Annotated in this window: 22 protein-coding genes and 1 pseudogene; 8 read left to right on the top strand and 15 right to left on the bottom strand. The window is 66.0% G+C overall.

All coding sequences use genetic code 11. The annotated features are described in order from the left end of the window. Positions 1-9 precede the first annotated feature (9 nt). Genes Q0799_RS14700 through Q0799_RS14720 form a run of 5 tightly spaced genes read right to left on the bottom strand, consistent with a single transcriptional unit; the run spans position 10 to position 4,991 of the window. Entirely contained in the window at positions 10-867 is an 858-nt protein-coding gene (locus tag Q0799_RS14700; RefSeq protein ID WP_298399682.1) for a 1,4-dihydroxy-2-naphthoate polyprenyltransferase, read from the bottom strand. Continuing rightward, positions 864-2,006 (bottom strand): FAD-dependent monooxygenase, encoded by a 1,143-nt coding sequence (locus Q0799_RS14705; protein WP_298399684.1) that lies wholly within the window; start codon positions 2,004-2,006, stop codon positions 864-866. Before Q0799_RS14705 ends, Q0799_RS14700 begins: the two co-directional genes overlap by 4 nt. After that, entirely contained in the window at positions 1,999-3,297 is a 1,299-nt protein-coding gene (locus Q0799_RS14710; protein ID WP_298399686.1) for an aminopeptidase P N-terminal domain-containing protein, read from the bottom strand. The genes Q0799_RS14705 and Q0799_RS14710 overlap by 8 nt, the downstream gene beginning before the upstream one ends. Next, positions 3,294-3,971, bottom strand: coding sequence for an N-acetylmuramate alpha-1-phosphate uridylyltransferase MurU (gene murU / locus Q0799_RS14715; protein ID WP_298399688.1), 678 nt, complete (start codon positions 3,969-3,971; stop codon positions 3,294-3,296). The genes Q0799_RS14710 and murU overlap by 4 nt, the downstream gene beginning before the upstream one ends. Positions 3,972-3,977: 6 nt before the next feature. Further along, a complete protein-coding gene (locus Q0799_RS14720; protein WP_298399690.1) occupies positions 3,978-4,991 on the bottom strand; it encodes a phosphotransferase in 1,014 nt (337 codons plus the stop codon). Between the two features lie 87 nt (positions 4,992-5,078). On the opposite strand from Q0799_RS14720, the gene Q0799_RS14725 reads away from it, so the two are divergent. The 4 genes from Q0799_RS14725 to rsmA are packed head-to-tail and all read left to right on the top strand — an operon-like array spanning position 5,079 to position 10,664. After that, the gene (locus Q0799_RS14725) at positions 5,079-7,610 is read left to right on the top strand and encodes an LPS-assembly protein LptD (RefSeq protein ID WP_298399692.1); all 2,532 of its coding nucleotides are present in this window, start codon (positions 5,079-5,081) and stop codon (positions 7,608-7,610) included. A gap of 5 nt (positions 7,611-7,615) precedes the next feature. Continuing rightward, the gene (locus Q0799_RS14730) at positions 7,616-8,908 is read left to right on the top strand and encodes a peptidylprolyl isomerase (protein WP_298399694.1); all 1,293 of its coding nucleotides are present in this window, start codon (positions 7,616-7,618) and stop codon (positions 8,906-8,908) included. Next, positions 8,905-9,897, top strand: a complete 993-nt coding sequence (gene pdxA / locus Q0799_RS14735) for a 4-hydroxythreonine-4-phosphate dehydrogenase PdxA (RefSeq protein ID WP_298399695.1) — start codon at positions 8,905-8,907, stop codon at positions 9,895-9,897. The genes Q0799_RS14730 and pdxA overlap by 4 nt, the downstream gene beginning before the upstream one ends. Then, positions 9,894-10,664, top strand: a complete 771-nt coding sequence (rsmA, locus tag Q0799_RS14740; protein ID WP_298399697.1) for a 16S rRNA (adenine(1518)-N(6)/adenine(1519)-N(6))-dimethyltransferase RsmA — start codon at positions 9,894-9,896, stop codon at positions 10,662-10,664. The genes pdxA and rsmA overlap by 4 nt, the downstream gene beginning before the upstream one ends. 36 nt (positions 10,665-10,700) lie before the next feature. Here rsmA and Q0799_RS14745 read toward each other — a convergent pair whose 3' ends face one another. The 7 genes from Q0799_RS14745 to Q0799_RS14775 all read right to left on the bottom strand — a co-directional run bounded on the left by Q0799_RS14745 (position 10,701) and on the right by Q0799_RS14775 (position 16,767). Further along, the gene (locus Q0799_RS14745; protein ID WP_298399699.1) at positions 10,701-10,892 is read right to left on the bottom strand and encodes a DUF2892 domain-containing protein; all 192 of its coding nucleotides are present in this window, start codon (positions 10,890-10,892) and stop codon (positions 10,701-10,703) included. 70 nt (positions 10,893-10,962) lie between these two features. Continuing rightward, entirely contained in the window at positions 10,963-11,628 is a 666-nt protein-coding gene (locus tag Q0799_RS14750) for a Crp/Fnr family transcriptional regulator (protein ID WP_298399701.1), read from the bottom strand. Positions 11,629-11,632: 4 nt separating this feature from the next. Beyond that, complete coding sequence (xth, locus tag Q0799_RS14755; RefSeq protein ID WP_298399703.1) at positions 11,633-12,397, bottom strand: exodeoxyribonuclease III; 765 nt, start codon at positions 12,395-12,397, stop codon at positions 11,633-11,635. Then, complete coding sequence (locus tag Q0799_RS14760) at positions 12,394-12,858, bottom strand: glutaredoxin family protein (RefSeq protein ID WP_281983635.1); 465 nt, start codon at positions 12,856-12,858, stop codon at positions 12,394-12,396. Before Q0799_RS14760 ends, xth begins: the two co-directional genes overlap by 4 nt. 20 nt (positions 12,859-12,878) lie before the next feature. Then, a complete protein-coding gene (locus Q0799_RS14765) occupies positions 12,879-14,933 on the bottom strand; it encodes a M3 family metallopeptidase (protein WP_298399706.1) in 2,055 nt (684 codons plus the stop codon). A 62-nt stretch (positions 14,934-14,995) separates the two neighbouring features. Continuing rightward, complete coding sequence (locus tag Q0799_RS14770; RefSeq protein ID WP_298399708.1) at positions 14,996-15,763, bottom strand: DUF2189 domain-containing protein; 768 nt, start codon at positions 15,761-15,763, stop codon at positions 14,996-14,998. A gap of 71 nt (positions 15,764-15,834) precedes the next feature. After that, the gene (locus Q0799_RS14775) at positions 15,835-16,767 is read right to left on the bottom strand and encodes a phosphoribosylaminoimidazolesuccinocarboxamide synthase (protein ID WP_298399710.1); all 933 of its coding nucleotides are present in this window, start codon (positions 16,765-16,767) and stop codon (positions 15,835-15,837) included. Between the two features lie 86 nt (positions 16,768-16,853). On the opposite strand from Q0799_RS14775, the gene Q0799_RS14780 reads away from it, so the two are divergent. After that, positions 16,854-18,110 carry an HD domain-containing phosphohydrolase gene (locus Q0799_RS14780; RefSeq protein ID WP_298399712.1) on the top strand — a complete coding sequence of 419 codons (1,257 nt, stop codon included), beginning with the start codon at positions 16,854-16,856 and terminating at the stop codon, positions 18,108-18,110. On the opposite strand, the gene Q0799_RS14785 is transcribed toward Q0799_RS14780, so the two are convergent. Continuing rightward, on the bottom strand, positions 18,107-19,420 hold the full coding sequence (locus Q0799_RS14785) for a DUF3422 family protein (RefSeq protein ID WP_298399714.1): 1,314 nt from the start codon (positions 19,418-19,420) through the stop codon (positions 18,107-18,109). The genes Q0799_RS14780 and Q0799_RS14785 overlap by 4 nt on opposite strands. A gap of 156 nt (positions 19,421-19,576) precedes the next feature. On the opposite strand from Q0799_RS14785, the gene Q0799_RS14790 reads away from it, so the two are divergent. From Q0799_RS14790 to Q0799_RS14800, 3 genes are all read left to right on the top strand, one after another. Then, the gene (locus tag Q0799_RS14790; protein WP_298399716.1) at positions 19,577-20,488 is read left to right on the top strand and encodes an SPOR domain-containing protein; all 912 of its coding nucleotides are present in this window, start codon (positions 19,577-19,579) and stop codon (positions 20,486-20,488) included. After that, a complete protein-coding gene (locus tag Q0799_RS14795) occupies positions 20,485-23,844 on the top strand; it encodes a UvrD-helicase domain-containing protein (RefSeq protein ID WP_298399718.1) in 3,360 nt (1,119 codons plus the stop codon). The genes Q0799_RS14790 and Q0799_RS14795 overlap by 4 nt, the downstream gene beginning before the upstream one ends. Before the next feature lie 106 nt (positions 23,845-23,950). Further along, positions 23,951-24,337 (top strand): hypothetical protein, encoded by a 387-nt coding sequence (locus tag Q0799_RS14800; protein WP_298399720.1) that lies wholly within the window; start codon positions 23,951-23,953, stop codon positions 24,335-24,337. Here Q0799_RS14800 and Q0799_RS14805 read toward each other — a convergent pair. Beyond that, on the bottom strand, positions 24,334-24,708 hold the full coding sequence (locus tag Q0799_RS14805; protein ID WP_298399722.1) for a diacylglycerol kinase: 375 nt from the start codon (positions 24,706-24,708) through the stop codon (positions 24,334-24,336). The genes Q0799_RS14800 and Q0799_RS14805 overlap by 4 nt on opposite strands. Then, positions 24,705-25,624: pseudogene (locus tag Q0799_RS14810) on the bottom strand (excinuclease ABC subunit UvrA); the annotation flags it as partial. The pseudogene Q0799_RS14810 and the gene Q0799_RS14805, both read right to left, overlap by 4 nt.

The following is a 25,624-nucleotide window of genomic DNA, read 5'->3' on the forward strand; positions in this document are numbered from 1 at the left end:
AAAAAATAGTCAAATCGTCAGGCTCAGGGTTAACAGCAATGCAAACGCCAGTTGCAGGCCGGCGGTTGCTGCCAGCAAGCCGTTGAAGCCTGGGCCCGGCTTTTCCCGCCAGAAACGGCGGATCAGCCACAGCGCCAGCGGCAGCGACAGCAGCGGCCAGACGGTGCCGCCGAGCAGCAGGTAGGGCGAAAGGAGTTCGCCGGCGTACAGCCAGCGCGTCGCCGGTCGCCCCAGGCGTACGGCCAGCGTGCGCTTGCCGCTGGTGGCATCGCTGTCGAGGTCGCGGTAATTGTTGACGGTGATCACCGCTGCCGCCAGCAGGCCCAGTTGCAGGCCGGCGAGTACCGCCGCCGGGCTCAGCGCCAGGGTCTGCAGGTAGTAGCTGCCGCCGACGGCGACCACGCCGAAGAAGGCGATCACGAAGAGTTCGCCCAGCGGTCCGTAGGCAATCGGCCTCGGGCCGCCGGTATAGGCCCAGCCGGCGGCCAGCGAGCACAGGCCGATGACGACGATGGGCCAGCCGCCGTGGCTGACCAGGTAGATGCCGCAGGCGAAGGCCAGGGCGAAGCTGGCCCAGGCGCCGGCGCGGACCGCGGTCGGCGTCAGCCAGCCCTCGGCGGTGGCGCGCGGCGGGCCGATGCGGCCCGGCTGGTCAGCGCCGCGCAGGAAATCGCCGACATCATTGAACAGGTTGGTGCCGATCTGGATCAGCGCCGCGCCAAGCGCTGCCGCCAGGAGCGGCAGCCATAGGAGATACGCCTGTTGCTGCCAGGCCAGGGCGGTACCGACGAGGACCGGCGCCAGCGAAACGCTCAGGGTTTTCGGACGGCAGGCGAGGAACCAGGCGCCCAGCCGTCCCGGGCTCACGGCCAAGCGCGGGCGCCCCAGATCATGCGTTTGGCGACGAAATGGCGGGCCGGCGGGAAGACGTCGAGCGCCAGCAGGCCGAGACCGCGGGCCAGCCTGAGCGGCGCGCAGTCGTTGGAGAAGGCCTTGACCACCTTGTCGGTGAAGAAGGCGCCGCCCTCGCGGTCGAGTTGGCGGCTGGCGGCGTAGGCGGCGAGGTCGATGCCGGCGACGCCCTCGTTCAGGAGGCTGTCGGCGAGTTGCCAGGCGTCGCGCAGGCCGAGGTTGAAACCCTGGCCGGAAACCGGGTGCAAGGTCTGCGCGGTGTTGCCGATCCACACTTCGCGGCCCCGGTGCAACTGCTCGCGCAGGCGCAGGGCGAGCGGGAAACGGCTGCGCTTGCCCGGCTTGGCGAAGCGCATGCTGCGGCCGAACTGGGCGGTCAGCGCGGCGACGAAGGCGTCGTCGTCGAGCGCCATGACGGCGTCGGCCTTGGCTGGCGGCAGCGTGAACACGATCGAGTATTCCTCGCCGAGCGGCAGCAGCGCCAGCGGGCCGTCCGGGGTAAAGCGTTCCCAGGCGCGGCGGGCGTTCCCCGGCGTCGGCGTGACTTCGCAGATGACCGCGTGCTGGACGTAGTCGCTGACGCTGACGCCGGCTTCATCGCCCGGCGTGCCTTCGGCATGGACCAGCAGGCGGCAGCGGATGCGGCGCAGCTTGCCGGCGTGGCGCAGGGCGACGGTGGCGCCGTCGTTGTCCGCGGTGATGTCGAGGATTTCCGCCTCGGTCAGTCGCGCGTCGTCGGCCAGGCGGGCGGCCAGTGCGGCGGCGAGGTCGCGGTAGCGGACGACGTAGCCGAGCGCCGGCAGCTTGTAGTCGCCGCGGTCGATCAGCGTGCGGCCGAAGCCGCCCTTCTGCGAGACGTGGATGGTCTCGATCGGTGTCGCTGCCCGTGTCGGCCAGCCGCCAAGTTGTTCGAGCAGTTCGCGGGCGCCGTGCGACAGCGCCAGGGCGCGCGGGTCGGCCTGCAACGCGGCCGCTGGGCGCCGGTCGACGAGCAGCGACTGCTGGCCGCCGGCAGCGAGCGCCAGGTGCAGCGTCATGCCGACCGGGCCGGCGCCGACGATCAGGATATCGGTCTGTTCAACGGCTTCAGTCATGGCGCATCACTTCCTCGATTTCGGCCACCGTCTTCGGTGCCGTCGTATAGACATCGCAACCCTCGGCGGTGACGCGCACGTCGTCCTCGATACGGATGCCGATGCCGGCCAGTTCGGTCGGCACGTCGGCGCCTGGGCGGATGTACAGGCCGGGTTCGACGGTGATGGTCATGCCCGGTTGCAGCGTCGTCCAGTCGTTGCCGATCTTGTACTCACCGGCGTCGTGCACGTCGAGGCCGAGCCAGTGGCCGGTGCGGTGCATGTAGAAACGACGGAAGTCGCCCTTCTCGATCAGGGTGTCGACGTCGCCGGTCAGTAGTTTCAGATCGACCAGGCCTCGCGTCAGCACGCGCACGGCGGCGTCGTGCGCTTCCATGAAGTGGCGACCGGGCGCGGTGGCAGCGATGGCGGCGGCCTGGGCGGCGAGGACGATCTCGTAAACGTCCCTCTGAGCTGGCGTGAAGCGGCCATTGACCGGGAACGTGCGGGTGATGTCGGCAGCGTAGCCCTGCACTTCGCAGCCGGCGTCGATCAGCACCAGCGTGTGGTCGTTCAAGAGCTTGTTGTTCTCGACGTAATGCAGCACGCAGGCGTTGGCGCCGCCGGCGACGATGGGTGTGTAGGCGTGGCCGTCGGCGCCGCGTTTGCGAAATTCGTAGGACAGTTCGGCTTCCAGCTCGTATTCGGCCATGCCCGGGCGGCAGGCGCGCATGGCGCGGGCGTGGCCGGCGCTGGCGATGTCAGCGGCGCGCTGCATGGTGGCCAGTTCGGCCTTGTCCTTGTAGAGGCGCATGGCGTCGAGTTCGGCGCGCAGATCATGGATCGCGCGCGGCGCGCGCTTGCCGGCGCGGGCCTGGGCGCGGACTTCGTTCAAGGCCCTGGCGATACGTGCATCCCAGGCGTCGTCGTGGCCGACGGCGTGCCACAGCGTGTCGCGGTCGACCAGCAGCTCGGGCAGCTTCTTGTCGAACTGCTCGATCGAATACGCGGCGTCGAAGCCGAAGGCGCTTTTCGCCGCTTTCGGGCCGTAGCGGTAGCCGTCCCAGATTTCGCGTTCTTCGTGTTTGTCGCGGCAGAACAGGATGGACTTCGGCTTTTTGCCGCCGACCAGCACGATCACCGCTTCCGGTTCCGGGAAGCCCGACAGGTACCAGAAGTAGCTGTCGAAACGGTAGGGATAGTGCGCGTCGCGGTTGCGTACGACCTCAGGTGCCGTCGGGATGATGGCGACGCCGTCGCCTATGGTCTTGAGCAGGCGTCGGCGGCGGGCGATGAAGTGGGCGTGGCTCATGCGGTTCTCAGTTCCTGGTCAAGTTCGGCGAGCCGTTGTGGCGTACCCACGTCGACCCAGCGGCCGGCGTGACGTTCCCCGGTCAGCGTGCCGGCGGCAATCGCCGCGTCGAGCAGCGGGCGCAGCTTCATCGGCTGGTCGGTCGGGACGTGGTCGAACATGGCCGGGGAAAAAACGCCGATGCCGGCGTAGGTGAGCGTTTGCTCACCGTTGGCGGGAACGATCCGTTCGCCGCTCAGCGAGAAGTCGCCGCCGCCGTGGTGCGCCGGGTTGTCGACCAGCAGCAGGCGGGCGCCGCCGGGCGGGCAGCCGCGCGCGGCGAAGCTTGGGAAATCGACGTCGCAGTAGACGTCGCCATTGACCACCAGAAACGGGGCGTCGCCGAGTCGCGGCAAGGCGCGGGCGATGCCGCCGGCGGTTTCCAGCGCGCCCGGCGGTTCCGGGGAATAGGCGATGCTGAGTCCCCACTTCGATCCGTCGCCTAGCGCCGCCTCGATCTTGTCACCAAGGTGGGCGTGGTTGATGACCACTTCGCGGAAACCGGCGGCGGCCAGCTTCTCCAGGTGCCAGACGATCAGCGGCTTGCCGCCGGCGGAAAGCAGCGGTTTCGGCGTGTGGTCGGTCAGCGGCCGCATGCGTTCGCCGCGGCCGGCGGCGAGGATCATCGCTTTCATCGCGGCCTAGCGGCGGTAGCCGATCTGCTCGGTGTTGCCTTCGAGCTTGTCGAGCAGGTTGAGCAGCGGCTTGAGCGGGATGTAGCGGCTGGCGGTCTTGCGCGCGTAGTTCATGAAGCGCGGCAGGTCTTCGCTGTATTTTTCCTTGCCGTCGCGGTACTTGAGGCGGCAGAAGATGCCGAGCACCTTGAGGTGGCGCTGCAGGCCCATCAGCTCGTAGTCGCGCCAGAAATCGCCGAAGTCGGCGCGCACCGGCAGGCCGGCGGCACGGGCTTTTTCCCAGTAGCGGACGACCCAGTCGATTTCCTGCTCTTCCTCCCAGGAGATGAAGGCGTCGCGGAACAGCGAGACGACGTCGTAGGTGATCGGGCCATAGACCGCGTCCTGGAAATCGATGATACCCGGCGTCAGCGTCTGCGCGCTTTCGACGACCATCAGGTTGCGCGGCATGAAGTCGCGGTGGACGAAGACCTTGGGTTGGTTGAGCGCCGAATTGATCAGGAACTTGAAGGTCCGGTCGAGCATCAGCAACTCGTTGGCGTCGAGCTGGACGCCGAGGTGGCGGCCGACGAACCATTCCGGGAAGAGGTCGAGTTCGCGGCGCAGCAGGGTCGCGTCGTAGGGCGGCAAGGTGGCGGCAGTCGACGACAGCTGCCATTTGACCAGCACGTCGAGCACCGGGCGGATCAGCGTGTCGGCCAGCGACAGGTCGGCGTTGAGCGCGTCGAGGTAGCCGATGCGACCGAGGTCGGTGAGCACCAGGAAGCCGTTGTCGAGATCCTGGTCGAGGATGCGCGGAGCCGCCAGGTCGGCCTTGGCGAGCAGGCCGGCGACCTTGATGAAGGGTTTGCAGTCTTCCTTTTCCGGCGGCGCGTCCATCAGGATGCGCGTGCTGCCGTCCGGCCAGGTCAGGCGGAAGTAGCGGCGGAAGCTGGCGTCGGCGGACGCTGGCGTGATGGAAACGGACTGTTCGGGGAAGCGACTGGTAACCCAGTCGGTAACAAGTTGATCGCGCGACATCGAGGAGGGGAAGGTTCGTTGTAAAATGGCGCGATTTTAACACCCGGGCATCGGCCTTTCCGGTCCCGGCTCGCCCAGAATGCTCCGATGACAGGTTTCTCCCGACGTCCGATCGCCGTGCTGGTTTGCTGCCTGTTTGCCGGCACGCAGGGTTTGCACGCAGCAACCGGTGCCACCTCCGTGATTTTTCCGATGGTGGGGAGTTCCGGGCGGGCGCTGGTCGATGATGCTTCGAGCTTGCGCCTCGAAAAGCGCTTCAATCTGCTGGCCAAGAAGAAAAGCGACGAGAAGCTCGCTGCGGCAGGTACCGTCACTTCGGTGCTGAAACCCGCCGACGACTATCCCTTGTTCCTGACCGCCGATCGCATGGAGGGCCAGACCGACGAAGTGGCCGTTGCCGAAGGTAACGTGGAGTTGCGCAAGTCGGGCATGACGCTGATGTCCGACCGGCTGACTTACCGGCCGCTCGACGACGAGGCGGATGCCGTCGGTAACGTGCGTTTGCGTCAGGATGGCGCCGAAATCGACGCCGATCACCTGCGCATGAAGCTCTCCGAGCAGATCGGTTTTGCCGACAAGGCCAGGTATCGGGTCGTCAAGGAAGTCGAGAGCAAACTTTACGAGCAGGATAGATCCGTTGTTGCCGTGGTCAGCGCTAATGGCGTCAGCAGCGGTGTGCCGATGATGCTAAATGTCGCTGAAGTGTATGGGTTGCCGACAGAGTTGCCAGGGCCAAGGCAGACGGAGGCCTCCGGGGTTGCTGAACGCATCGAATTTGCGGGTGAAAATCGTATGCGACTTTCTGCCAGCACCTATTCCACCTGCAAGGCGCCTTCTCCAGACTGGTACGTTAAGGCGGAGCGGCTCGACCTGGATTTCGATGAGAATGTGGGGCGTGCGGACAATACCTCCCTTTGGTTTCAGGGGGTTCCATTGTTCTATACCCCATTGGCTTGGTTTCCATTGAACAACCAAAGGCGTTCGGGACTGCTCACGCCATCTCTCCGGCAATCAACGAAGACAGGTCTGGATGTTTCGTTGCCGTTTTATTGGAATATTGCGCCGAATTACGACGCCACTTTCTATCCTCGAGTGATGAGTAAACGGGGTGGCCAATTTGGCGTTGAAGCGCGTTATTTGGGCGAGGCACACCGCGGAGAAATACGTGCCGAGTACATGGGGGCTGATCGAAGCGAATCTGATCGTCGGCGCTATGCTTATCAGGTTCGTCATCAGCATGATTTAGGGTCTGGTGTATCGGCGGTACTCAACTGGAATGGAGTGTCGGATGACAGATATTGGGAGGATTTGTCTTCACGATTGATGCAGACATCCCAGGTTCAGCTTGAACGTCGTGCCTCCTTGAACTACATCCCTAGCCCCTGGCTGCAGACGTCACTGCAAGTTCTTCGCTATCAGACTTTGCAGCCGGATACCGATCCGGCGAATGCCGTCGAGCGCCCATATTTCCTCGAGCCTCAGCTTAACCTGCTCGGTTACCGCCCGAATCTGCTGCAAGGCATGGATTTCAACTTGTTTGGGCAGTACACACGATTTTCCCATGTCGATAAGGTCAATCTGGACGTTGGGGACCGCTTGGTGGTTTACCCCCAGATCAGCGTCCCCTATGTCTCTCCCGCCTTTCAGATCATCCCCAAGCTTGGTCTGCATATGAGCAGTTATTCGATTGATAGGGCTCAACTGAACGGTGGTAACAGTGACAGAATATCCCGTGTTCTGCCAACGTTCTCGATTGATTCCTCGCTTGTTCTTGAACGCGAGGGTGAGTTGTTAGGGAATGCCTACTTGCAAACCCTGGAGCCGAGGCTCTATTACGTTTACATTCCCTACAGGGATCAGGACGATATTCCGGTCTTTGACACTGGCTTGTCAGATTTCAATTTCGCGCAAGTTTTCTCGGAGAACCGCTACAGCGGCCATGATCGAATCAACGACGCACATCAGTTGACGGCCGCGCTGACCACCCGGATTCTGGATGCCAGCACGGGTGCCGAGCGTTTCCGGGCCATGATCGGCCAGCGCTACTATTTTTCCGGCCAGCGCGTCAGCCTGCCCGGAGAAACCTCGCGCGAAGACAACTTCTCCAACCTGATCGCCTCGATCAGTGGCCTGGTGGCGCCCAAGACCTATGCCGAAGCGACCTGGGAATACAACTACAAAGACCGGATCAACGAGCGCTTCTCGACCGGCGTCCGCTTCCAGCCCGATTACGGCAAGGTGTTGTCGGCCAGCTATCGCTACACGCGTGATCCGCTGACCAACAAGTCCATCGTCGACCAGGTCGATTTTGCCGGCCAGTGGCCGTTGGCGCCGCAATGGTACGCGGTCGGTCGCTACAACTACTCGATGCGCGACCACAAGATGCTGGAAACCATCGGCGGTCTGGAATACAACGCCGGCTGCTGGGCGGTGCGCGGGGTCGTCCAGCGTCTGGCGGCGACTTCCGGGGCGCCCAATACCAGCTTCTTCCTGCAGCTGGAGTTGCAGGATTTCACCAGTATTGGCTCGAATCCCCTGGGTTTGCTCCGGCGCAGCATTCCGGGCTATGGTAAAACCAACGAATTGCCCAATGACCGCAATCTGATCTCCAACCAGTGATACCCATGCAAAAAATTCTCGCAAGCCTGTTTGTTTCCCTGAGTTGCCTGCTTGTTTTTCCCTTACAGGCGCAGGAGCCCATCGAGGCAGATCACATCGTGGCTGTGGTCGGCGACGGGGTGATCACCCGCAACGAACTGCGGGCCCGCTTGGCTGTGGCGCTCAAGCAGCTGGAAAAGCAGGGGACGCCGTTACCGCCTCAGGACGTGCTGGAAGCGCAGATGCTCGAGCGGATGATCATGGATCAGGCACAGTTTGCCTTTGCCAAGGAAAACGGCCTGCGTATCGACGATCTGCAACTGGATCAGGCGATCGGCCGGATCGCGGCCAACAACAACATGAGCCTGTCCCAGTTCCGTGCGGCACTGGAGAAGGACGGCATTGCCTATGCCGAATTCCGCGAGGAAATCCGCGGCGAGATGATCATGGCGCGTCTGCGCGAGCGCGAAGTCGAGAGCCGGATTGTGGTTTCCGACAGCGAAATCGACAACTACCTGACCAACCAGGCGGCCAATGGCGGCGGTGACGAGTACCGACTGGCGCATATCCTGCTGCGGGCGCCGGAGTCGGTGACGCCCGAGCAACTGGCCAAATTGCGCCAGCGCGGCGAACAGGCCCTGGCCCGAGCGCGAGCCGGCGAGAATTTTGCCGAACTGACGGCCGTTTTCTCCGATGCCCCGGACGCCTTGCAGGGCGGAGAAATCGGCTGGCGGAAACTGGACCGTTTGCCGCAGCTCTATGCCGAAGCCGCAGCGCGTCTGCAGGCCGGCGGCGTCAGCGACTTGCTGCGTTCGTCGGCCGGCTTCCACATCGTCAAACTGCTCGACAAGCGCGGCGGCAACGCGCCGGCCTCGGTCATGCAGACCAATGCCCGCCATATCCTGATCCGGGTCAATGAAGTCGTGGCCGAAGCCGAAGCCCGGCATCGTCTGGAAACCGTGCGCGAACGCATCGTCAACGGCATGGATTTCGCCGAGCAGGCACGTCTTTTTTCCCAGGACGGTTCCGCGGCCAAGGGCGGGGATCTCGGCTGGCTGAATCCGGGCGATACCGTGCCCGATTTCGAGCGGGCGATGGATGCGCTCAAGCCGGGCGAGCTCAGCCCGGTCGTTCAGTCGCCGTTCGGCATGCACCTGATCCAGGTCATCGAACGCCGCGAGCGCGACGTTTCGGCCGAGCGTCAGCGCTCGGTTGCCCGCCAGGCGATCCGCGAGCGCAAGCTCGACGACGCCTACCAGGACTGGCTGCGTCAGCTGCGCGACCGCACCTACGTCGAAAACCGCCTGGAGCAGCAATGACCGCACCGGTGATCGCCGTTACCAGCGGCGAGCCGGCCGGTATCGGTCCCGAACTCTGCCTCGAGCTTGCCGGCTGGTCCGGCGAAGGGCGTCCGGTCGTCCTTGGCGACCGCGAGCTGCTGCGTCAGCGTGCCGCCATGCTCGGCCTCGACATCGTCCTGCGCGATTATTCGCCCGCTGTTCCGGCCGCGCCCGGCACGCTCGACATCATTCATGTGCCGCTCGCCAAGCCGGCCGAAGCCGGCATCCTTGATGCCGCCAACGGGCCTTACGTGCTGGCGCTGCTCGACCGCGCGCTGGCCGGCTGCCAGTCCGGCGAATTCGCCGCGATGGCGACGGCGCCGGTGCACAAGGGGGTGATCAACGACGCCGGCGTCGCCTTCACCGGCCACACCGAATACCTAGCCGACAAGACCGGCACGCCGCTGGTGGTGATGATGCTCGCCGGCGATACCGAACGTGGCCCGCTGCGCGTTGCGCTGGCGACCACACACCTGCCGCTCAAGGACGTGCCGGCGGCGATCACCGGCGAACTGCTCGAACGCACGCTGCGCATCGTCGACGCCGACCTGCGCGGCAAGTACGGCATCGCCGAACCGCGCATCCTGGTCGCCGGGCTGAATCCGCACGCCGGTGAAGGCGGTTATCTCGGGCGCGAGGAAATCGAGGTCATCGAACCGGCGCTGGCCCGGCTGCGCGGCGAAGGCCTGCAACTCTCCGGCCCGCATCCCGCCGACACCATGTTCACCCCGCCGGTGCTCGCCGGCGGCGACGCGGTGCTGGCGATGTACCACGACCAGGGCCTGACCGCGCTCAAGTACGCCACTTTCGGCAACGGCATCAACGTCACGCTCGGCCTGCCGATCATCCGCACCTCGGTCGATCACGGCACCGCACTGGCGCTCGCCGGCACCGGCCAGGCCGACGCCGGCAGCCTGTTTGCCGCGGTCAGCGAAGCGGCCAGAATGGCAATGAGGAAGCAAGCATGAAGGGACACGTCGCCCGCAAGCGGTTTGGTCAGAACTTCCTGATCGACCAGGGCATCATCGGCGCCATCGTCTCGGCGATCAATCCGGCGCGCACCGACACCGTTGTCGAGATCGGTCCCGGTCTTGGCGCCATCACCATCCCGCTGCTTGAGCGCGTCGACCGTCTGCACGTCGTCGAAATCGACCGCGACCTGATCGCTCGCCTGAAAAAACAGCACTCGCCCGAGCGCCTCACCATCCACGAAGGCGACGCGCTGGCCTTCGACTTCGCCAGCATCGGCAGCGACCTGCGCCTGGTCGGCAACCTGCCGTACAACATTTCGACGCCGCTGCTCTTCCACCTTGCCAGCTACGGCCAGCAGGTGCGCGACATGCACTTCATGCTGCAGAAGGAAGTCGTCGAGCGCATGGTTGCCGAACCCGGCTGCGCCGACTACGGCCGGCTGTCGGTGATGCTGCAGTACAGCTTCTGGCTGGAATGGCTGATCGATGTGCCGCCGGCCAGCTTCGATCCGCCGCCCAAGGTCGATTCGGCGGTCGTCCGCCTGATTCCCAAGCCGCCGGAACAGCTCAATGCCCGCGATCCGGAGCGTCTCTCGGCGCTGGTCCAGGCCGCTTTCGCCCAGCGCCGCAAGATGCTGCGCAACAACCTCAAGGGCATCCTCGACGATGCCGGTTTTGCCGCGCTCGACATCGCCCCGACGCTGCGCCCGGAAGACCTGCCGGTCGAGGATTACGTGCGCATTGCCAACTACCTGACAAAATAAAACCCGCCGCAGCGGGTTTTGTCGGCGCGGGGCAGCTCAGTCCTTCTTCAGTGGGCAGGTATTCAGCCCGATCAGCGGATACAGCGGGCACCAGCCCATCAGGCCGGTGGCCAGGGGAACGACGCCGATCCACGCCCAGACCGGGCCGCCGGTGAGTGCCCAGGCGATCAGGGCGATGCCGGCCACGATGCGCAGGATTTTGTCGATGCCGCCAACATTGCTTTTCATGATGTGTTCTCCAGTGGTTGAATGACGACGCCAATGTAAGCGCAGCGCGCCGTTCAGTATGTAACTTGGGTCACACAGCGGCAAGTTTGCTCAGGCCGTCGCGGTCGACGACGGTCAGGTGCTCGCGACCGAGCGCTACCAGTCCCTGGGCGGCGAAGCCCTTGAGCAGGCGGCTGACGATCTCGCGCACGCTGCCCAGTTCGTCCGCCAGTTGCTGGTGGGTGACGTTCAGGGTGTCGCTCTGGCGGGCCAGGATCAGCTTGGCCAGGCGCTGGTCGAGACGAGCGAAGGCGACCTCCTCGACCAGTTGCATCAGTTCGCCGATGCGTTCGGCGAACAGGTGGAAGACGAAATCGCGGAAGGGCGTGTGGTCGACCAGCAGCCGGGCGAATTCGCCGACCGGCAGAAGCAGCAGCGACAACGGTGTTTCGGCGATGCCGCGGGCGTTATAGTCGCTGCGGCCGAGCAGGCAGGATGAGGAAATGATGCACGAGCCGCCGGGGACGACCCGGTAGAGCATCAGTTCGCGGCCGCTGGCGGCCTGCTTGACGACCTTGATGCTGCCTGCCAGCAGTAGTGGAAACCCCGCGCAGGGCTGGTTTTCGGAGAACACCGTGGTGCCGGCTGGCAGATTCGCGGTCGGCGCCTGCAGCAGTTGTGCGATGCGCGCTTCGGGCAGGCCGGCAAGTGCCGGGTAGAGCGTCAGCAATTGCTCGCGATCAAGCAGGATCGGCATCGTTTCAGCTCAGCGTTGCCCACACCGGGGCATGGTCGGACGGTCGTTCGCGCTTGCGCGGGCCGCGGTCGACGCCGGCTGCGGTGCACCGCTCGGCGAGCGGGCCGGAGAGCAGGATGTGATCGATGCGCAGGCCGAGGTTCTTCTGGAAGCCGAGCATGCGGTAATCCCACCACGAGAAGGTCTTTTCCGGCTGCTCGAACAGGCGGAAGCTGTCGGACAGGCCGAGTGCCAGCAGGCGGCGGAAGGCGGCGCGTTCCGGCGCGGAGACCAGGATGCAGTCCTGCCAGCGCTTGGGGTCGTGTACATCGCGGTCGTCGGGGGCGATGTTGTAATCGCCGCACAGCGCCAGTTGCGGGTACTGCCGCAGTTCACCGTCCAGCCATTCGGCCAGCGCATCGAGCCAGCGCAACTTGTATTCGTATTTGTCGCAGCCGACTTCCTGGCCGTTGGGCATGTAGGCGCAGACGACGCGAATGCCATCGACGGTGCCGGAGATCAGGCGTTTCTGCTCATCCGGAAACAGCGGATTGCCGCAGACGACATCGGCGATCGGCGAGCGTGCCAGCAGGGCGACGCCGTTGTAGGTCTTCTGCCCGGAGAAGGCGACGTGGTAGCCGGCGGCCTCGATTTCGGCGCGCGGGAAGTTGTGGTCCTCGAGCTTCAGCTCCTGCAGGCAGACGACGTCGGGCGTGGCTTCGGCCAGCCAGTCGAGCAGATGCGGCAGACGGACCTTCAGCGAATTGACGTTCCAGGCAGCGATCTTCAAGGCTTGCCTCCTGCGGCTTTTGGGTACCCAGCGAGGTCGAGCAGGTTGTCGTAGGCGGTACGCGAAAAACCGCGATGGAATTCGCGGCCGACCTTCATCGTCGGTACGAAGACATCGCCGATCAGCCGCTTCAGCTCGTCGAATTCTTCCGGCGTCTTCACCATCTTTTCGCTGTAGGGAATGTTGCGGGTCTTGAGCAGTTCGCGCGCCTGCTGGCATTCCGCCACGCACTCGGCGGCGGTGTACAGCAGCACCGGGTGCTTTTCGGCGGCCAGGCGGGTGGCGAATGGCAGGCCGTCGTCGGGCTGGGCCTTGCCGCCGGCCTTGGCGACATTGCGTGCCTGGCCGGGCGGCGGCGTGTCGGAGACGACGGTGCGGCCGTTGGCATCGGTCCACCGGTAGGTCTGGGCCTGTGCCAGACCGCAACACAGCGCCAGGCAGAGGACGAGCAGTCGTTGCATGGTTTTCTCCCTGAGCGAACTTAGGCGGCAATCATACCGCTATGGCGCAACAGTGCGTCGGGGCTGGGCTCGCGGCCGCGGAAAGCCTTGAAATTCTCCAGCGCCGGGCGTTCGCCGCCGCGCGACAGGATTTCCTCGAGGAAGCGCTTGCCGACGACCGGGTCGAACGGGTCGCCAGCTTCCTCGAAGGCCGCGTAGCAGTCGGCCGACAGCACTTCCGCCCACTTGTAGCTGTAGTAGCCGGCCGCGTAGCCGCCACCGAAGATGTGCGAGAAGCTGTTGGGGAAACGGTGCCACTCGGGCGGAATCAGCACGGCGACTTCGCGGCGGACTTCGTCGAGCACATCCATCACCGTCTTCTCGCCGGCAGGGTTGAATTCGTAGTGCAGGCGCATGTCGAAGATCGAGAATTCGAGCTGGCGCACGGTCATCATCCCGCTCTGGAAGTTCTTCGCCGCCAGCATCTTGTCGTAGAGCGCGCGCGGCAGCGGCTCGCCGCTGTCCACGTGGGCGGTCATCCCCTGCAGCACGTCCCATTCCCAGCAGTAGTTCTCCATGAACTGCGACGGCAGTTCGACCGCGTCCCACTCGACGCCGTGGATGCCGGAGACGCCCAACTCCTCGCCGCGCGCCAGCAGATGGTGCAGGCCGTGGCCGGTTTCGTGGAACAGGGTGATCACCTCGTCGTGGGTGAAGGTCGCCGGTTTGCCGCCGACCGGGCGGGCGAAGTTGCAGTTGAGGTAGGCGATCGGCTTCTGGATGCCGCCGCCCGCCCGCTTGCGCGAGCGCGCCTCGTCCATCCAGGCGCCGCCGCGCTTGGTCTCGCGGGCGTAGAGGTCCAGGTAGAACTGGCCGACCAGGTCGCCGGCCGGCGTCTCGATGCGGTAGAAGCGCACGTCCTCGTGCCACACCGGCGCCTGGTCTTCCTTGACCTTGACGGTGAACAGGCTTTCGATGACCTTGAACAGGCCGGCGATCACCTTGGGTTCGGTGAAGTACTGCTTCACTTCCTGCTCGGAGAAGGCGTAGCGCGCCTGCATCAGTTTTTCGGAGGCGTAGGCGGCGTCCCAGGGCTGGAAGTCGGTCAGGCCGAGTTCGTCCTTGGCGAAGGCCTTCAGTTCGGCGATGTCCTTCTCGGCAAAGGGCTTGGCCTTCTTCGCCATGTCGCGCAGGAAGTCGAGCACCTGTGCCGGCGTGTCGGCCATCTTGGTGTACAGCGAGACTTCGGCGAAGTTGTTGAAGCCGAGCATGGCTGCATCCTCGGCCTTGAGTTCGAGGATGCGCTTGATCAGCGGGCCGTTGTCCCATTCCGGCTTCGAGTAGCCGTTGTCGATCTCGGCGGCGCGCGTGGCGTAGGCGCGGTACATGCGTGCGCGCAACTCGCGGTTTTCGGCGTATTGCATCAGCGGGCCGTAGGACGGCGCGTGCAGCGTGAATTTCCAGCCGTCGACACCGGCTTTCTCGGCCGCTTCGCGGGCGGCGTCCCTGGCGTAGCTGGGCAGGCCGGCGAGCAGGCTTTCGTCGGTGACGATCTCGGAGAAGGCGTTGGTCGCGTCGAGCAGGTTTTCCGAGAACTTGGCGGAAAGCTGCGACAGCTCTTCCATGATTGCCTGGAAGCGCGGTTTCTGGTCTTCCGGCAACTCGGCGCCGCCGAGGCGGAAATCGCGGATCTCGTTATCGACGATCTTCTTGCGTTCGGCGGAGAGCGTGGCGTATTCCGGGCTCTGCTTGAGCGCCCGGTACTTGTCGAATAGCTTCAGGTTCTGGCCGAGTTCGGTATAGAAGCGCGAGACTTCCGGCAGCATCTCGTTGTACGCCTCGCGCCAGGCCGGCACATCGTTGACCGAATGCAGGTGGCCGACGACACCCCAGGCGCGGCCGAACCCTTCCAGGCCTTCGCTCAGGGCGCCGGCGAAGTCGGCCCAGGTGGCGGGCGTCGCGTCGTCGGTCAGGCGTTCGACCAGAGCGCGGCCATCGGCCAGCAATTGCGTGATCGCCGGTTTGACGTGTTCCGGCTGGATCAGGTCGAAGCGGGGGAGGTCGGTGAAATCGAGCAGGGGATTGGCGGTCGTCATGATGGTCCGGGGCAAGAAAAAAGGGGCGGTCGTGGCCGCCCCGGGTTATTGGCGTCAGCGTCCTATTCTACTAGCTCGCGGTAAGCGTGCCACGAAGCATGACCGAGCATCGGCATCAGCACGATCAGGCCGAACAGCAGCGTGGCGAAGCCGGTCAGTGTCAGGATCACGATCAACACCGCCCACAGTGCCAGTGGGCCGGGGTTGGCGGCGACCGCGCGCAGACTGGCAGTCATCGCAGTGACCGGCTCGCAGTTCCGGTCCATGATCATCGGAACCGAGACGACCGCCAGCGAGAAGACGAAGGCGGCGAGCAGGGCGCCGAGCATGGCCCAGGTGGCGACAAAGGCCAGGTGTTCGCCACCGATCAGGATTTCGCTGAGCAGCGCGCTGCCGGCAAAGGCGCCGCCGCCGCTGAGCAGGGCGAAGGCAATCGCCGTGAAGCGTTCCCAGAGTAGCGCGGTCAGCGCCAGCAGCAGACCGAACAGCGCCAGCGACTGGCCGTTGCGCCGGAAGGCGCGCAGCGATTCGATGAACAGCGGTTTCTCGCCCTGTTCGCGGGCACGGCTGAGTTCGTACAGGCCACCGGCGAGTAGCGGGGCGACCAGGAAGAAACCGGAAATGGCGAAGGTCAGCAGGTGCGGGTGGCTGACCAGCGAGAGCAGGATCAGGTCGCCGCCGAGCGCGAACAGCAGGCCGTAGGCCAGCGAGGGCAGGGGGTTGTGCCGGATGTCCTGCCAGGCGGCCTCCAGCCAGCGGCTGGGGGCACGCGCATCGATGCGGCGGATGGCGACGTCGGTGTCGCTACGGTTCGAAAAGGCGGTGTGCATGGCTGGACTCCTCGGTCGAATCAGACACACCTGTCGGACTGTGGCGGCCGGGAACGGTTCCCGGCGCTTTGTTACAGTGTTTTACCGGTCAGCTTCTCGTAGGCCTCGATGTACTTGGCGCTGGTCCGGGCGACGACTTCGGCCGGCAGCTTCGGCCCGGGGGCAACCTTGCCCCAGTCCAGAGTTTCCAGGTAGTCGCGGACGTACTGCTTGTCGTAGGACGGCGGGTTGCTGCCTTCGGCGTACTGGTCGGCCGGCCAGAAGCGCGACGAATCCGGGGTCAGCGCCTCGTCGATCAGATGCAGCGTGCCGGTGGCGTCGATGCCGAACTCGAACTTGGTGTCGGCAATGATGATGCCGCGCGTCGCCGCGTAGTCGGAGGCTTCCTGGTACAGGCGGATGGCCGCGTCGCGCGCCTCGGCGCACAGTTGGGCGCCGGTCTTGCCGGTGCCCTTGAGCATTTCGTTGAGCGTCGCGTCGCAGTTGGCGGCGGCTTGCGCGAAGGAAACGTTTTCGTCGTGATCGCCGACTTCGGCCTTGGTTGCCGGCGTGAAGATCGGCTGCGGCAGCTTCTGCGCCATCTTCAGCCCGGCCGGCAGCGCGATGCCGCAGATGGCGCCGGTCTGCTGGTAATCCTTCCAGCCGGAGCCGATCACGTAGCCACGGACCACGGCTTCGATCGGCAGCGGCTTGAGGCGCTTGACGACGACGGCACGGCCGCGCACCTGCTCGCGTTCGTTCTCGGCCACCACCGATTCCGGATCGACGCCGGTGAGCTGGTTGGGAACGATGTGAGCGAGCTTGTCGAACCAGAAATTGGCGACGGCCTGCAGGACTTCGCCCTTCTTCGGAATCGGGTCCGGCAGGATGACGTCGAAGGCCGACAGGCGGTCGGTGGTGACGATCAGCAGCTTGTCGGCGTCGACCGCGTAGATGTCGCGGACCTTGCCCTTGGACAGGAGCGGCAGGCTGGTGATGGAAGATTCGAAAAGCGGAGCGGTCACGGTCGTGGTCCCGAAAGATCAAAGGGCGAATTATAAGGGAGGGGCGCGGTCAAGGCACCGGGCAGCGATTGATGCATAATCGCCGCATGAGCACACCGTCCACGCATGGTGCCGTTGGCGCCGATCTCCGTTCCGTCATCTACGCCCTGTCGGATGCCCTCGATCTGGTCGGTATCGACGATCTGGCACACGGCAAGCGCGTCGGCATCATGGCCGCCGAGTGCCTGCGCTGCCAGGGGGCGGGGGAGGAAGAGACGCGCTTTGTCTTCGATCTCGGCCTGCTGCACGATATCGGCGTGTCGTCCACGGTCACCCATGGTCATCTGGTCAAGGAGTTCGACTGGGAAAGCTCGCAGACACATTGTCTGACCGGCTACGAACTGCTGCGCGATTTTGTACCGCTTGCCGACATGGCCTTGCCCGTCCGCCTGCATCACACCCATTGGGTGGATCTGGTCGCCATCGATGTTGACCGGCAGGTGGCCTTGCGGGCCAACCTGATCTACCTCGTCGACCGGGTCGATGCGCTGTCCGCACCGCATTACGCCGACGGCAGCCTGCTGATGAACACCGAGCGCATCCGCGGTGAAATCGGTGCGCGTGCCGGCAGTTTCTTCGCGCCGGAACTGGTCGAACTGTTCCTTGAAGCGTCGCGTTCGGAATCCTTCTGGCTGAATCTGGAGCCGCGCAGCATCCAGACCTACCTCAACGACATGCGCACGCGCGGGCGCCGCCATGCGATGACAATCGGTGAGCTGAAGCAACTGGCGACCATCTTCTCGCGCATCGTCGATGCCAAGAGTCCGTTTACCGCCGAACATTCGCTCGGTGTCGCCCGCCTCGCTCGTCTCCTCGGCGAGCGTTGCGATTTGCCGGCGGCGCGTTGCGATCAGCTGGAAATTGCCGGCCTGCTGCACGATATCGGCAAGCTGCGGGTGCCGGATGAAATCCTCGACAAGCCGGCCAAACTGGACGAACGCGAGCGCAAGGTGATGAATGCGCACAGTTTCGAAACCTACCAGATCCTCAAGCCGATTCCCGGGTTTGACGAGATCGCGCTGTGGGCAGCGTATCACCATGAATCACCGGGCGGCGACGGCTATCCCTTCCGGGTGAGCGCCGAGCGTCTGTGCCTGGAAGCCCGGATACTGCGCGTCGCCGACATCTTTCAGGCAATGGCCCAGGATCGCCCGTATCGTGCCGGGCTGCCGGCGGAAAAGGTTGCAGCGTTCATGCAGGAGCTGGCCGACCAGGGGCGGGTCGATGCCGGGCTGGTGGCCTTGGCCTTGGCCGACCTGCCGGCAGCAATGGCAGCGGCCAGACCGGCGAACCGAGTCGGCTAGCGGCCGCCGGTTTCCTCGGCGGCGAGCTTCCGGCGCATGCGCCGCGTGCCCCAGGCGACCAGGCCGGCGATCACCGGGATCGAGATCGCGGTGACGATGTCCGGGTTGAGGTGGTGCAGGTCCTTGCTGCCCTTGGCCAGGTACTGCACCAGTTGCGAGCCGTAGTAGGTGAGCACGACCACCGACAGGCCTTCGACCGTTTCCTGCAGGCGCAACTGCAGTTTGGCGCGGCTGTTCATCTGGGTCAGCAGTTCCTGGTTCTGGCGCTCGAGTTCGATGTCCACGCGGGTCCGCAGCAACTGGCTGTTACGGGCGACGCGTGCCGACAGTTCCTCCTGGCGGCGACTGATCGCCTCGCAGGTCTTCATCGCCGGCTGCAATCGGCGTTGCATGAATTCGTAGAGCGTCGGCAAGCCGGGAATGCGCGTCTCACGCAGTTCCTCGATGCGTTGCGTGACCAGGCCGTGGTAGGCGCGCGAGGCGCCGAAGCGGAAAGTGGTGCGGGCGACCGAGTTCTCGACGTCGGCGGCCAGCGCCGACAGCGCGGCGAGGACGCTGCGTTCGTCTTCCGGGGTCCTGGCCTGGCCGATCCGTTCCATCAGTTCGGCCAACTGCTTTTCACCGGTGTACAGCCAACGGCCGACCTCCTTGGCCACCGGCAGGCCGAGCAGCGCCATCATCCGGTAGGTCTCGATCTCGACCAGGCGTTGTACGGTACGGCCGGCCTGGCGCTGGGTCATGCTGTCGTTGAGGACGAGGAAGCGCGAGAAACCGTTATCGATCATGAAGTCGGTGAACACCCAGGCCGCATCGTCGGCGACGCGGGCGCCGCCGAGCGTGCGTCCATTCGGGGCCAGTCCGGCGAGGACCGATTCCGGCTGGATTTCCTGCGTCGAGCGCAGTTCGACCTGAGTCGCCACCATCAGCTTGCCGGGGATGCCGCGCAGCCATTCCGGATGTACCGCGTCGAAAGCGGTGGCGTCCGGATGCAGCGTTTCGCCCGGTGTCAGTTCGCGGTAGAAGGTGTAGGTCGAGAACTCGGTATGCAGTTCCCAGCGCATGCGGAAGGCACCGGTCTCGATCATCAGGTGCGAGTCGGAACTGTCGATGGCGTTGCAGACGTGGCCCTGGCACAGCTTGGAGAGGTTTTCCCGTTCGGCCTCGCCGGTTGTCGCGGCGTGCTTGAAGACCAGGTGCGAGACCAGTACGGCGCCGCTGAGCGCAGTCGATGGACGAGCGTGGAACTCGTTGTTCAGGCGCTGGCGGAGCGGGTGTTCTTCCAGTTCGGCGAGTATCAGGCGCGGGTGCATGACCGTCTCGAGGCAAGGGATTGGTGCGGTGCAGCAGATTGTAGCACCGGGTTTTGCCGCCGTGCCCGCTTCCCCGAGAAAAGACAAAGGCATGCGAAAGCGCGCCGCCGGCGCCAACGGGCTTTAGAATGGCGGCCGAATCCACGGAGAGTTTCGATGGCCATCATCCGCACCCTGTTTTTCTTCGTCGGCCTGTTGCCGGCTTTCGCTCAGGCGCAGGGGCTGGCTTTGCCCGCCGGGGTCGAGACGCCGCGTCTCAGTGCGGTCGCCGATCCGGGCGCGGATTACCGGATGGCCTTGCGGTTTTTTGCCGGCGAAGGAGGCGCTCCCGACAATGCGCGCGGACTCGAATACCTGCGCAAGGCGGCCGAGGCCGGCCATGCCGAGGCGCAGTTCAACCTGGGCAACTACCTCAACATGTTCCAGGCCGATTACGCCGGCGCTGCCCACTGGTGGCGACTGGCTGGGCGCCAGAATCATCCGGCGGCCTTGTTCAACCTCGCCGAACTGCTGGCTGCCGGGCTGGTTCCGGCGCAAGCCGGTGAAAGTTCGGCAGCTTACTACCAACGGGCGACCGCGCTGGGGTTTGTCGCCGACGCGCCGGCGCCGGCCGCCGAGGTCAAGGTGCCGCCGGCAGAACCGACAAGGGCCGTAGTCAGCGCCCCGCCAACGGTCGTCGAAGCACCGGTGAACCCACCGCCCGAACCCGAACGGATCTCGGCTCAACCGGTGCCACCGGCAGGCGATCCGGCCACCGCCGCCTGGTTGGCTGCACCCGCCGACGCGGCAACGATCCAGGTTTTTGCCTCGATCAGCCAGGCCGAGACGCGGGCTGTCGCCCGGCGTCATCCCTGGCAGCGTGAGCTGGCCTTGCTGACCTTCGAACGCGACGGTCAGCGCTGGTACGCGCTGCTGTACGGGCGCTTTGCCGACGTTGCTGCGGCCCGCCGGGCGATGCCGGAATTGCCGGCGGCCCTGCGTGCAGGCAAGCCGTGGTCGCGCCGGCTCGGCGACGTTCGTGCGCAAACGCAGATGACGCTGCAGGCGCTGCCGGGAATGCAGAAATGAGCAACGACCCGATTGCCGATCGCCTGCACGAGGACGCCGCCGCCCGCCGGCGCGCGCTCGACCTCGCTTCCTTCATCGTCGAAGCGCCGGCCGGCGCCGGCAAGACCGAGCTGCTGACCCAGCGCACGCTGCGCCTGCTGGCCATCGTCGACGCCCCGGAAGAAGTGCTGGCGCTGACCTTCACCAACAAGGCGGCGACCGAGATGCGCGACCGCATCCTCGGCAGCCTCGAAGCGGCCACCCGCGACGCCGGCGAGCTGGCGCCGCACAAGCTTGAAACGCGCAAGTGGGCGCTCGCTGTCCTGGCTCGCGACCGCGAGCTGGGCTGGAACCTGCTGGCGCATCCCGGCCGGCTGCGCGTCACCACGCTCGACGCGCTGTGCGCCGGGCTGGCCCGGCAGATGCCTTTCCTCTCCCGCTTCGGCGCCCAGCCGGCGGTCACCGACGATGCCGAGGCGCACTACGCGACGGCGGCGCGGCGGACGCTGGCCATGGTCGAGGCGGATACGCCTGACGCCGCCGTCGTCGCCGCCGCGCTGGCCTTCATGGACAACGACGCCGGCCGCCTCGAACGCCTGCTGGTGAGCATGCTCGGCCGGCGCGACCAGTGGCTGCAGCATGCCGCCCGCGTCGACGGCGGCGTCCTGCGCGACGAGGTCGAAGCCGGTTTCGCCGCGCTGGTCGAGCGCGAACTGGCCCGTGCTGCCGACCTGCTCGACGCCGCCTGGCAGGCGCGGCTGATGCCGCTGGCCCGTTTCGCCGCCGCCAACGCGCCGGAGGCGCTGGCGCCGCTGCTCGACTGGCAGCAGCCCTTGCGCCCGCAGAGCGCCGACCTCGCCGCCTGGCGCGCGCTGGCCGGCCTGCTGCTGACCGCCGACGGCAGTTTCCGCAAGGCGTTGAACAAGAACGTCGGCTTCCCGGCCGGCAAGGAATTTGCCGAGCAGAAAGCGGCGATGGCCGGCCTGCTCGCCGAACTGGCCGAAGTGCCCGGGCTGGAAGCCGCGCTCGCCGGCATCGGCGGCCTGCCGGCGCCGGTTTTGAGCGATTCCGAGTGGTCGACCGTCGAAGACTTCTCGCGTCTGCTGCGGCTCGCCGCCGGCCAGTTGTGGCTGGCCTTCCAGGAGGCCGGCGAAGTCGACTTCATCGAGATTGCCGCCCGCGCCGGGCTGGCGCTCGGCGACGACGAGGCGCCGACCGACCTCGCCCAGGCGCTCGACTACCGCATCCGCCACCTGCTGGTCGACGAGTTCCAGGACACCAGCCCCGGCCAGGTCGCCCTGATCGCCCGGCTGATGCGCGGCTGGACGCCGGACGACGGGCGCACGCTGTTCGTCGTCGGCGACCCGATGCAGTCGATTTACCGCTTCCGCAAGGCCGACGTCGGGCTCTTCCTCAATGTCCGCGCCCGCGGCATCGGCGACCTGCGCCTCGAACACCTGCGCCTGTACCGCAACAACCGTTCGCACCCGGCCATCGTCGATTGGGTCAATGGCGCCTTCCCGGCGATTTTCCCGCCCGCCGACGACCCGGCCGCCGGCGCCGTCTGCTACGCCGAATCGACGGCGACCAAGGTGGCGGTCGCCGACAGCGGCGTCGTCCTGCACCCGGTGTTCGAGCGCGGCGACGGCGCTGCCGCCGAGGCGGCGCTGACGCTCGAACTGATCCGCGCCGCCCGGGCGGCCGACCCGCAGGGCCGCATCGCCGTGCTGGTACGCGCCCGCCGCCACCTCGATGGCCTGGTCGAGGCGATCCGCCGCCAAGCACCGGAATTGCGCTTCCAGGCAGTCGAGATCGAAGGCCTGGCCGAGCGCCAGCACATCCAGGACCTGCTCAGCCTCTACCGTGCGCTCAGCCACCGCGCCGACCGCGTGCACTGGCTGGCGATCCTGCGCGCGCCGTGGTGCGGGCTGACCCTGGCCGACCTGCACGCGCTCGCCGGCAACGACCGTCAGCGCACCGTCTGGCAATTGATCAACGACGAGGCGCGGCTGGCCGCGCTCAGCGCCGACGGTCGCCAGCGCCTGCAGCATCTGCGTACGGTCGTCGGCCTGGCGCTGGCCGAGCGCGACCGCCAGCCGCCGCGGCGCTGGCTCGAAGGCGTCTGGCTGATGCTCGGTGGCCCGCGCTGCCTGGAAGCGCCGGCGGCGCTGGCCGATGTCGAGGCCTTCTTCGCCCTGGTCGAACAGCTCGCCGCCGCTCACCGCCTCGATCCGGAGACGCTCGCCGCGCGTGTCGGCGAACTCTACGCGCCGGCCGACCCGCTCGGCGACGCGGTGCAGATGATGACCATCCACAAGGCCAAGGGGCTGGAATTCGAAACGGTGATCGTGCCCGGCCTGCATCGCGACACCGGCAACAACGACAGCCCGCTGCTGCTCTGGGACGAAGTGCTCGGCGCCGACGGCCGCGAGCGCCTGCTGGTCGCGCCGCTGCGCGCACGCGGCGAACGCGCCGACGAGCCGACCGTCTACGATACCCTGCGCCGCCTGGAAAACGCCCGCGCCGCGCACGAAACCGAGCGCCTGCTCTACGTCGCCGCGACCCGGGCGATCCGCCGCCTGCATCTGGTCGGGGTTGCCGAACTCAGCGACAAGAGCGACGACGGGCTGCGCCAGCCGCCGTCCGGCAGCTTCTTGCGCCTGCTCTGGCCGGTCGCCGGCCAGGCCGTTTTCGCCGCAGCGCTGGCCGGCGATGCGCCGGCGGAGGTTGTCACGGCCGAGGATGGTTCGACCTTTGTGTCGCCGCTGCTGCGCCTGGCCGAGCCGGCGATCCCGGCCGAACTGGCGCGACCGCCATCGCGCCCGGCCGCCAACCGCATCGACACGGCCGACGCCGCAACCGCCGCCACGTCGGAAGCGGCCGTCGGCACGCTGGTGCATCGCTGCCTCGAACTGATCGTCCGCCAGGGCCTTGCCGCCTGGCCACCCGAGCGCCTGCCCGCGCTGGTCGACGGCTGGCGCCGCTGGTTGCGCGCCCAGGGGCTGGACGCCGCCCAGGCCGAAGCCGGCGCCGACGAAGCGCTGAGCGCGCTGCAGACGACGCTGATCTCTGCCACCGGCCGCTGGCTGCTCGCCGACCATCCCGGCGGCGGCGCCGAACAGGCGTGGACCAGCCGCGACGGCGAACTGACCGTCAAGCACGTGATCGACCGCGTGTTCATCGCCGACGGCGTGCGCTGGATCGTCGATTACAAGACCGTGCGCGCCACCCCGGAAGAACTCCCCGCCCGCGCCGAAGACTTCCGCCCGCAACTTGAGCGCTACGCGGCGCTGTTCGCCAACGATCCCTTGCCGCTCAAGCTGGCGGTGTGGTTCGTGCTGCAGGGGCGGTTGGTCGAGTTGTTGCCTGCCTCGTAACCTTGCTTGCGCGCAGTACCGGGGCAGCGGTATTTCCTGACATATACTTCCCCCGACAGCCGTTCCGGCAAATTGCCAATCTGCGTGATTCACAAGGAGTCTGATTTTGGGTTACTTCCCCGCTGTGCTTGGCCTGGCGGCCGTGATTGGCTTGATCGTCTTCTTCTGGCGGCAATATGGACCGACGTCGGGTCACGCCGTCGGCAACCGGGTGGCGGCGCATTTCGGCATCTCGCGCAGTGTCTTTTACGCGCTGCTGGAAAATGGCGTTCGGGACGTGTCGTCCCGCGATCTGCTGTTGTCGCTGGAACGCTCCGGCTTGAGCCTGGAAGAGATCGGCGTCCGGCTGGCGCCGTCGCTGAGCCGGGGGATCGAGCGGCTGGAGAAACGCTTCGGCCCGCAGGACATCTACGCCGACGCAAAAGTCGTCGTGGCCCGGCTGCTTGCCGCTGCCGAGCCAGGCGACGACGCGGCGTCAGGCGAGCAGCGTTAAGGCCACAGCACGCAGGCCCAGACTGTCGCCGCACTGATCAGCGACAGCAGCACCGCAGCGCTGCCCATGTCCTTGGCCTGCTTGGCGAGTTGGTGTTTTTCCGGCGAAGCCTTGTCGACGATGGCTTCGAGGCCGGAGTTGAGGATCTCGACGATCAGGATGAGCAGGATGCTGCCGATCAGCAGCGCCCGGTCGACGCCGGTTTCGCCGAGAAAAACGGCGAGCGGGATGGCGACGATGGCGAGCAGGACTTCCTCGCGAAAGGCGGCCTCGTTCTTCCAGGCGGCGGCGAGGCCGTCGCGCGAGTAGCCCAGCGCGTTGAACAGCCGGACGAGACCCTGCTTGCCCTTGAATTCCTTGTAATCGCTCATTTTTTCTTGTCCAGCAGGGGTTTGAGGAAGCGGCCGGTGTGGCTGGCCTTGCATTTCGCGACCTGTTCCGGCGTGCCGGCGACCAGGATGCGGCCGCCGCCGCCGCCGCCTTCGGGGCCGAGGTCGACGATCCAGTCGGCGGTCTTGATCACGTCCAGGTTGTGCTCGATCACCACCACGGTGTTGCCGTGGTCGCGCAGGCGATGGAGCACGTCGAGCAGTTGCTGGATATCGGCGAAGTGCAGGCCGGTGGTGGGTTCGTCGAGGATGTACAGGGTCTTGCCGGTGTCGCGCTTGGACAGTTCGCGCGACAGCTTGACCCGCTGCGCCTCGCCACCGGACAGGGTGGTCGCCGACTGCCCGAGCTTGATGTAGGACAGGCCCACGTCCATCAGCGTCTGCAGCTTGCGGGCGATGGCCGGCACGGCATCGAAGAAGGCGCGGGCGTCCTCGATGGTCATGTCCAGCACCTCGGTGATGCTCTTGCCCTTGTACTTCACCTCCAGGGTTTCGCGGTTGTAGCGCTTGCCCTTGCACACGTCGCACGGCACATAGATGTCCGGCAAGAAGTGCATTTCCACCTTGATCACGCCGTCGCCCTGGCAGGCCTCGCAGCGCCCGCCCTTGACGTTGAAGGAGAAGCGGCCCGGGCCATAACCGCGCGAACGCGACTCCGGCACGCCGGCGAACAGCTCGCGGATCGGGGTGAACAGGCCGGTGTAGGTGGCCGGGTTGGAGCGCGGCGTGCGGCCGATCGGGCTCTGGTCGATATCCACCACCTTGTCCAGGTGCTGCAGCCCGTCGAAGCTGTCGTAGGGGGCTGCCTCCAGGGTGGTCGCACCGTTCAGCGCCGTCGCGGTGATGGGGAAAAGGGTGTTGTTGATCAGCGTCGACTTGCCCGAACCGGACACGCCGG

This window comes from uncultured Azonexus sp. (assembly GCF_937982035.1).
In the GTDB taxonomy this organism is placed as follows: Bacteria; Pseudomonadota; Gammaproteobacteria; order Burkholderiales; family Rhodocyclaceae; genus Azonexus.

Coding starts and splice junctions, on each gene's coding strand:
- Q0799_RS14770 (WP_298399708.1), bottom strand. CDS start 15,763: ATGCACACCGCCTTTTCGAACCGTAGCGACACCGACGTCGCCATCCGC.
- Q0799_RS14790 (WP_298399716.1), top strand. CDS start 19,577: ATGGCCATCATCCGCACCCTGTTTTTCTTCGTCGGCCTGTTGCCGGCT.
- Q0799_RS14760 (WP_281983635.1), bottom strand. CDS start 12,858: ATGCAACGACTGCTCGTCCTCTGCCTGGCGCTGTGTTGCGGTCTGGCA.
- Q0799_RS14730 (WP_298399694.1), top strand. CDS start 7,616: ATGCAAAAAATTCTCGCAAGCCTGTTTGTTTCCCTGAGTTGCCTGCTT.
- Q0799_RS14765 (WP_298399706.1), bottom strand. CDS start 14,933: ATGACGACCGCCAATCCCCTGCTCGATTTCACCGACCTCCCCCGCTTC.
- Q0799_RS14705 (WP_298399684.1), bottom strand. CDS start 2,006: ATGACTGAAGCCGTTGAACAGACCGATATCCTGATCGTCGGCGCCGGC.
- pdxA (WP_298399695.1), top strand. CDS start 8,905: ATGACCGCACCGGTGATCGCCGTTACCAGCGGCGAGCCGGCCGGTATC.
- Q0799_RS14805 (WP_298399722.1), bottom strand. CDS start 24,708: ATGAGCGATTACAAGGAATTCAAGGGCAAGCAGGGTCTCGTCCGGCTG.
- Q0799_RS14795 (WP_298399718.1), top strand. CDS start 20,485: ATGAGCAACGACCCGATTGCCGATCGCCTGCACGAGGACGCCGCCGCC.
- Q0799_RS14745 (WP_298399699.1), bottom strand. CDS start 10,892: ATGAAAAGCAATGTTGGCGGCATCGACAAAATCCTGCGCATCGTGGCC.
- Q0799_RS14725 (WP_298399692.1), top strand. CDS start 5,079: ATGACAGGTTTCTCCCGACGTCCGATCGCCGTGCTGGTTTGCTGCCTG.
- Q0799_RS14710 (WP_298399686.1), bottom strand. CDS start 3,297: ATGAGCCACGCCCACTTCATCGCCCGCCGCCGACGCCTGCTCAAGACC.
- rsmA (WP_298399697.1), top strand. CDS start 9,894: ATGAAGGGACACGTCGCCCGCAAGCGGTTTGGTCAGAACTTCCTGATC.
- Q0799_RS14750 (WP_298399701.1), bottom strand. CDS start 11,628: ATGCCGATCCTGCTTGATCGCGAGCAATTGCTGACGCTCTACCCGGCA.
- Q0799_RS14780 (WP_298399712.1), top strand. CDS start 16,854: ATGAGCACACCGTCCACGCATGGTGCCGTTGGCGCCGATCTCCGTTCC.
- Q0799_RS14785 (WP_298399714.1), bottom strand. CDS start 19,420: ATGCACCCGCGCCTGATACTCGCCGAACTGGAAGAACACCCGCTCCGC.
- murU (WP_298399688.1), bottom strand. CDS start 3,971: ATGAAAGCGATGATCCTCGCCGCCGGCCGCGGCGAACGCATGCGGCCG.
- Q0799_RS14720 (WP_298399690.1), bottom strand. CDS start 4,991: ATGTCGCGCGATCAACTTGTTACCGACTGGGTTACCAGTCGCTTCCCC.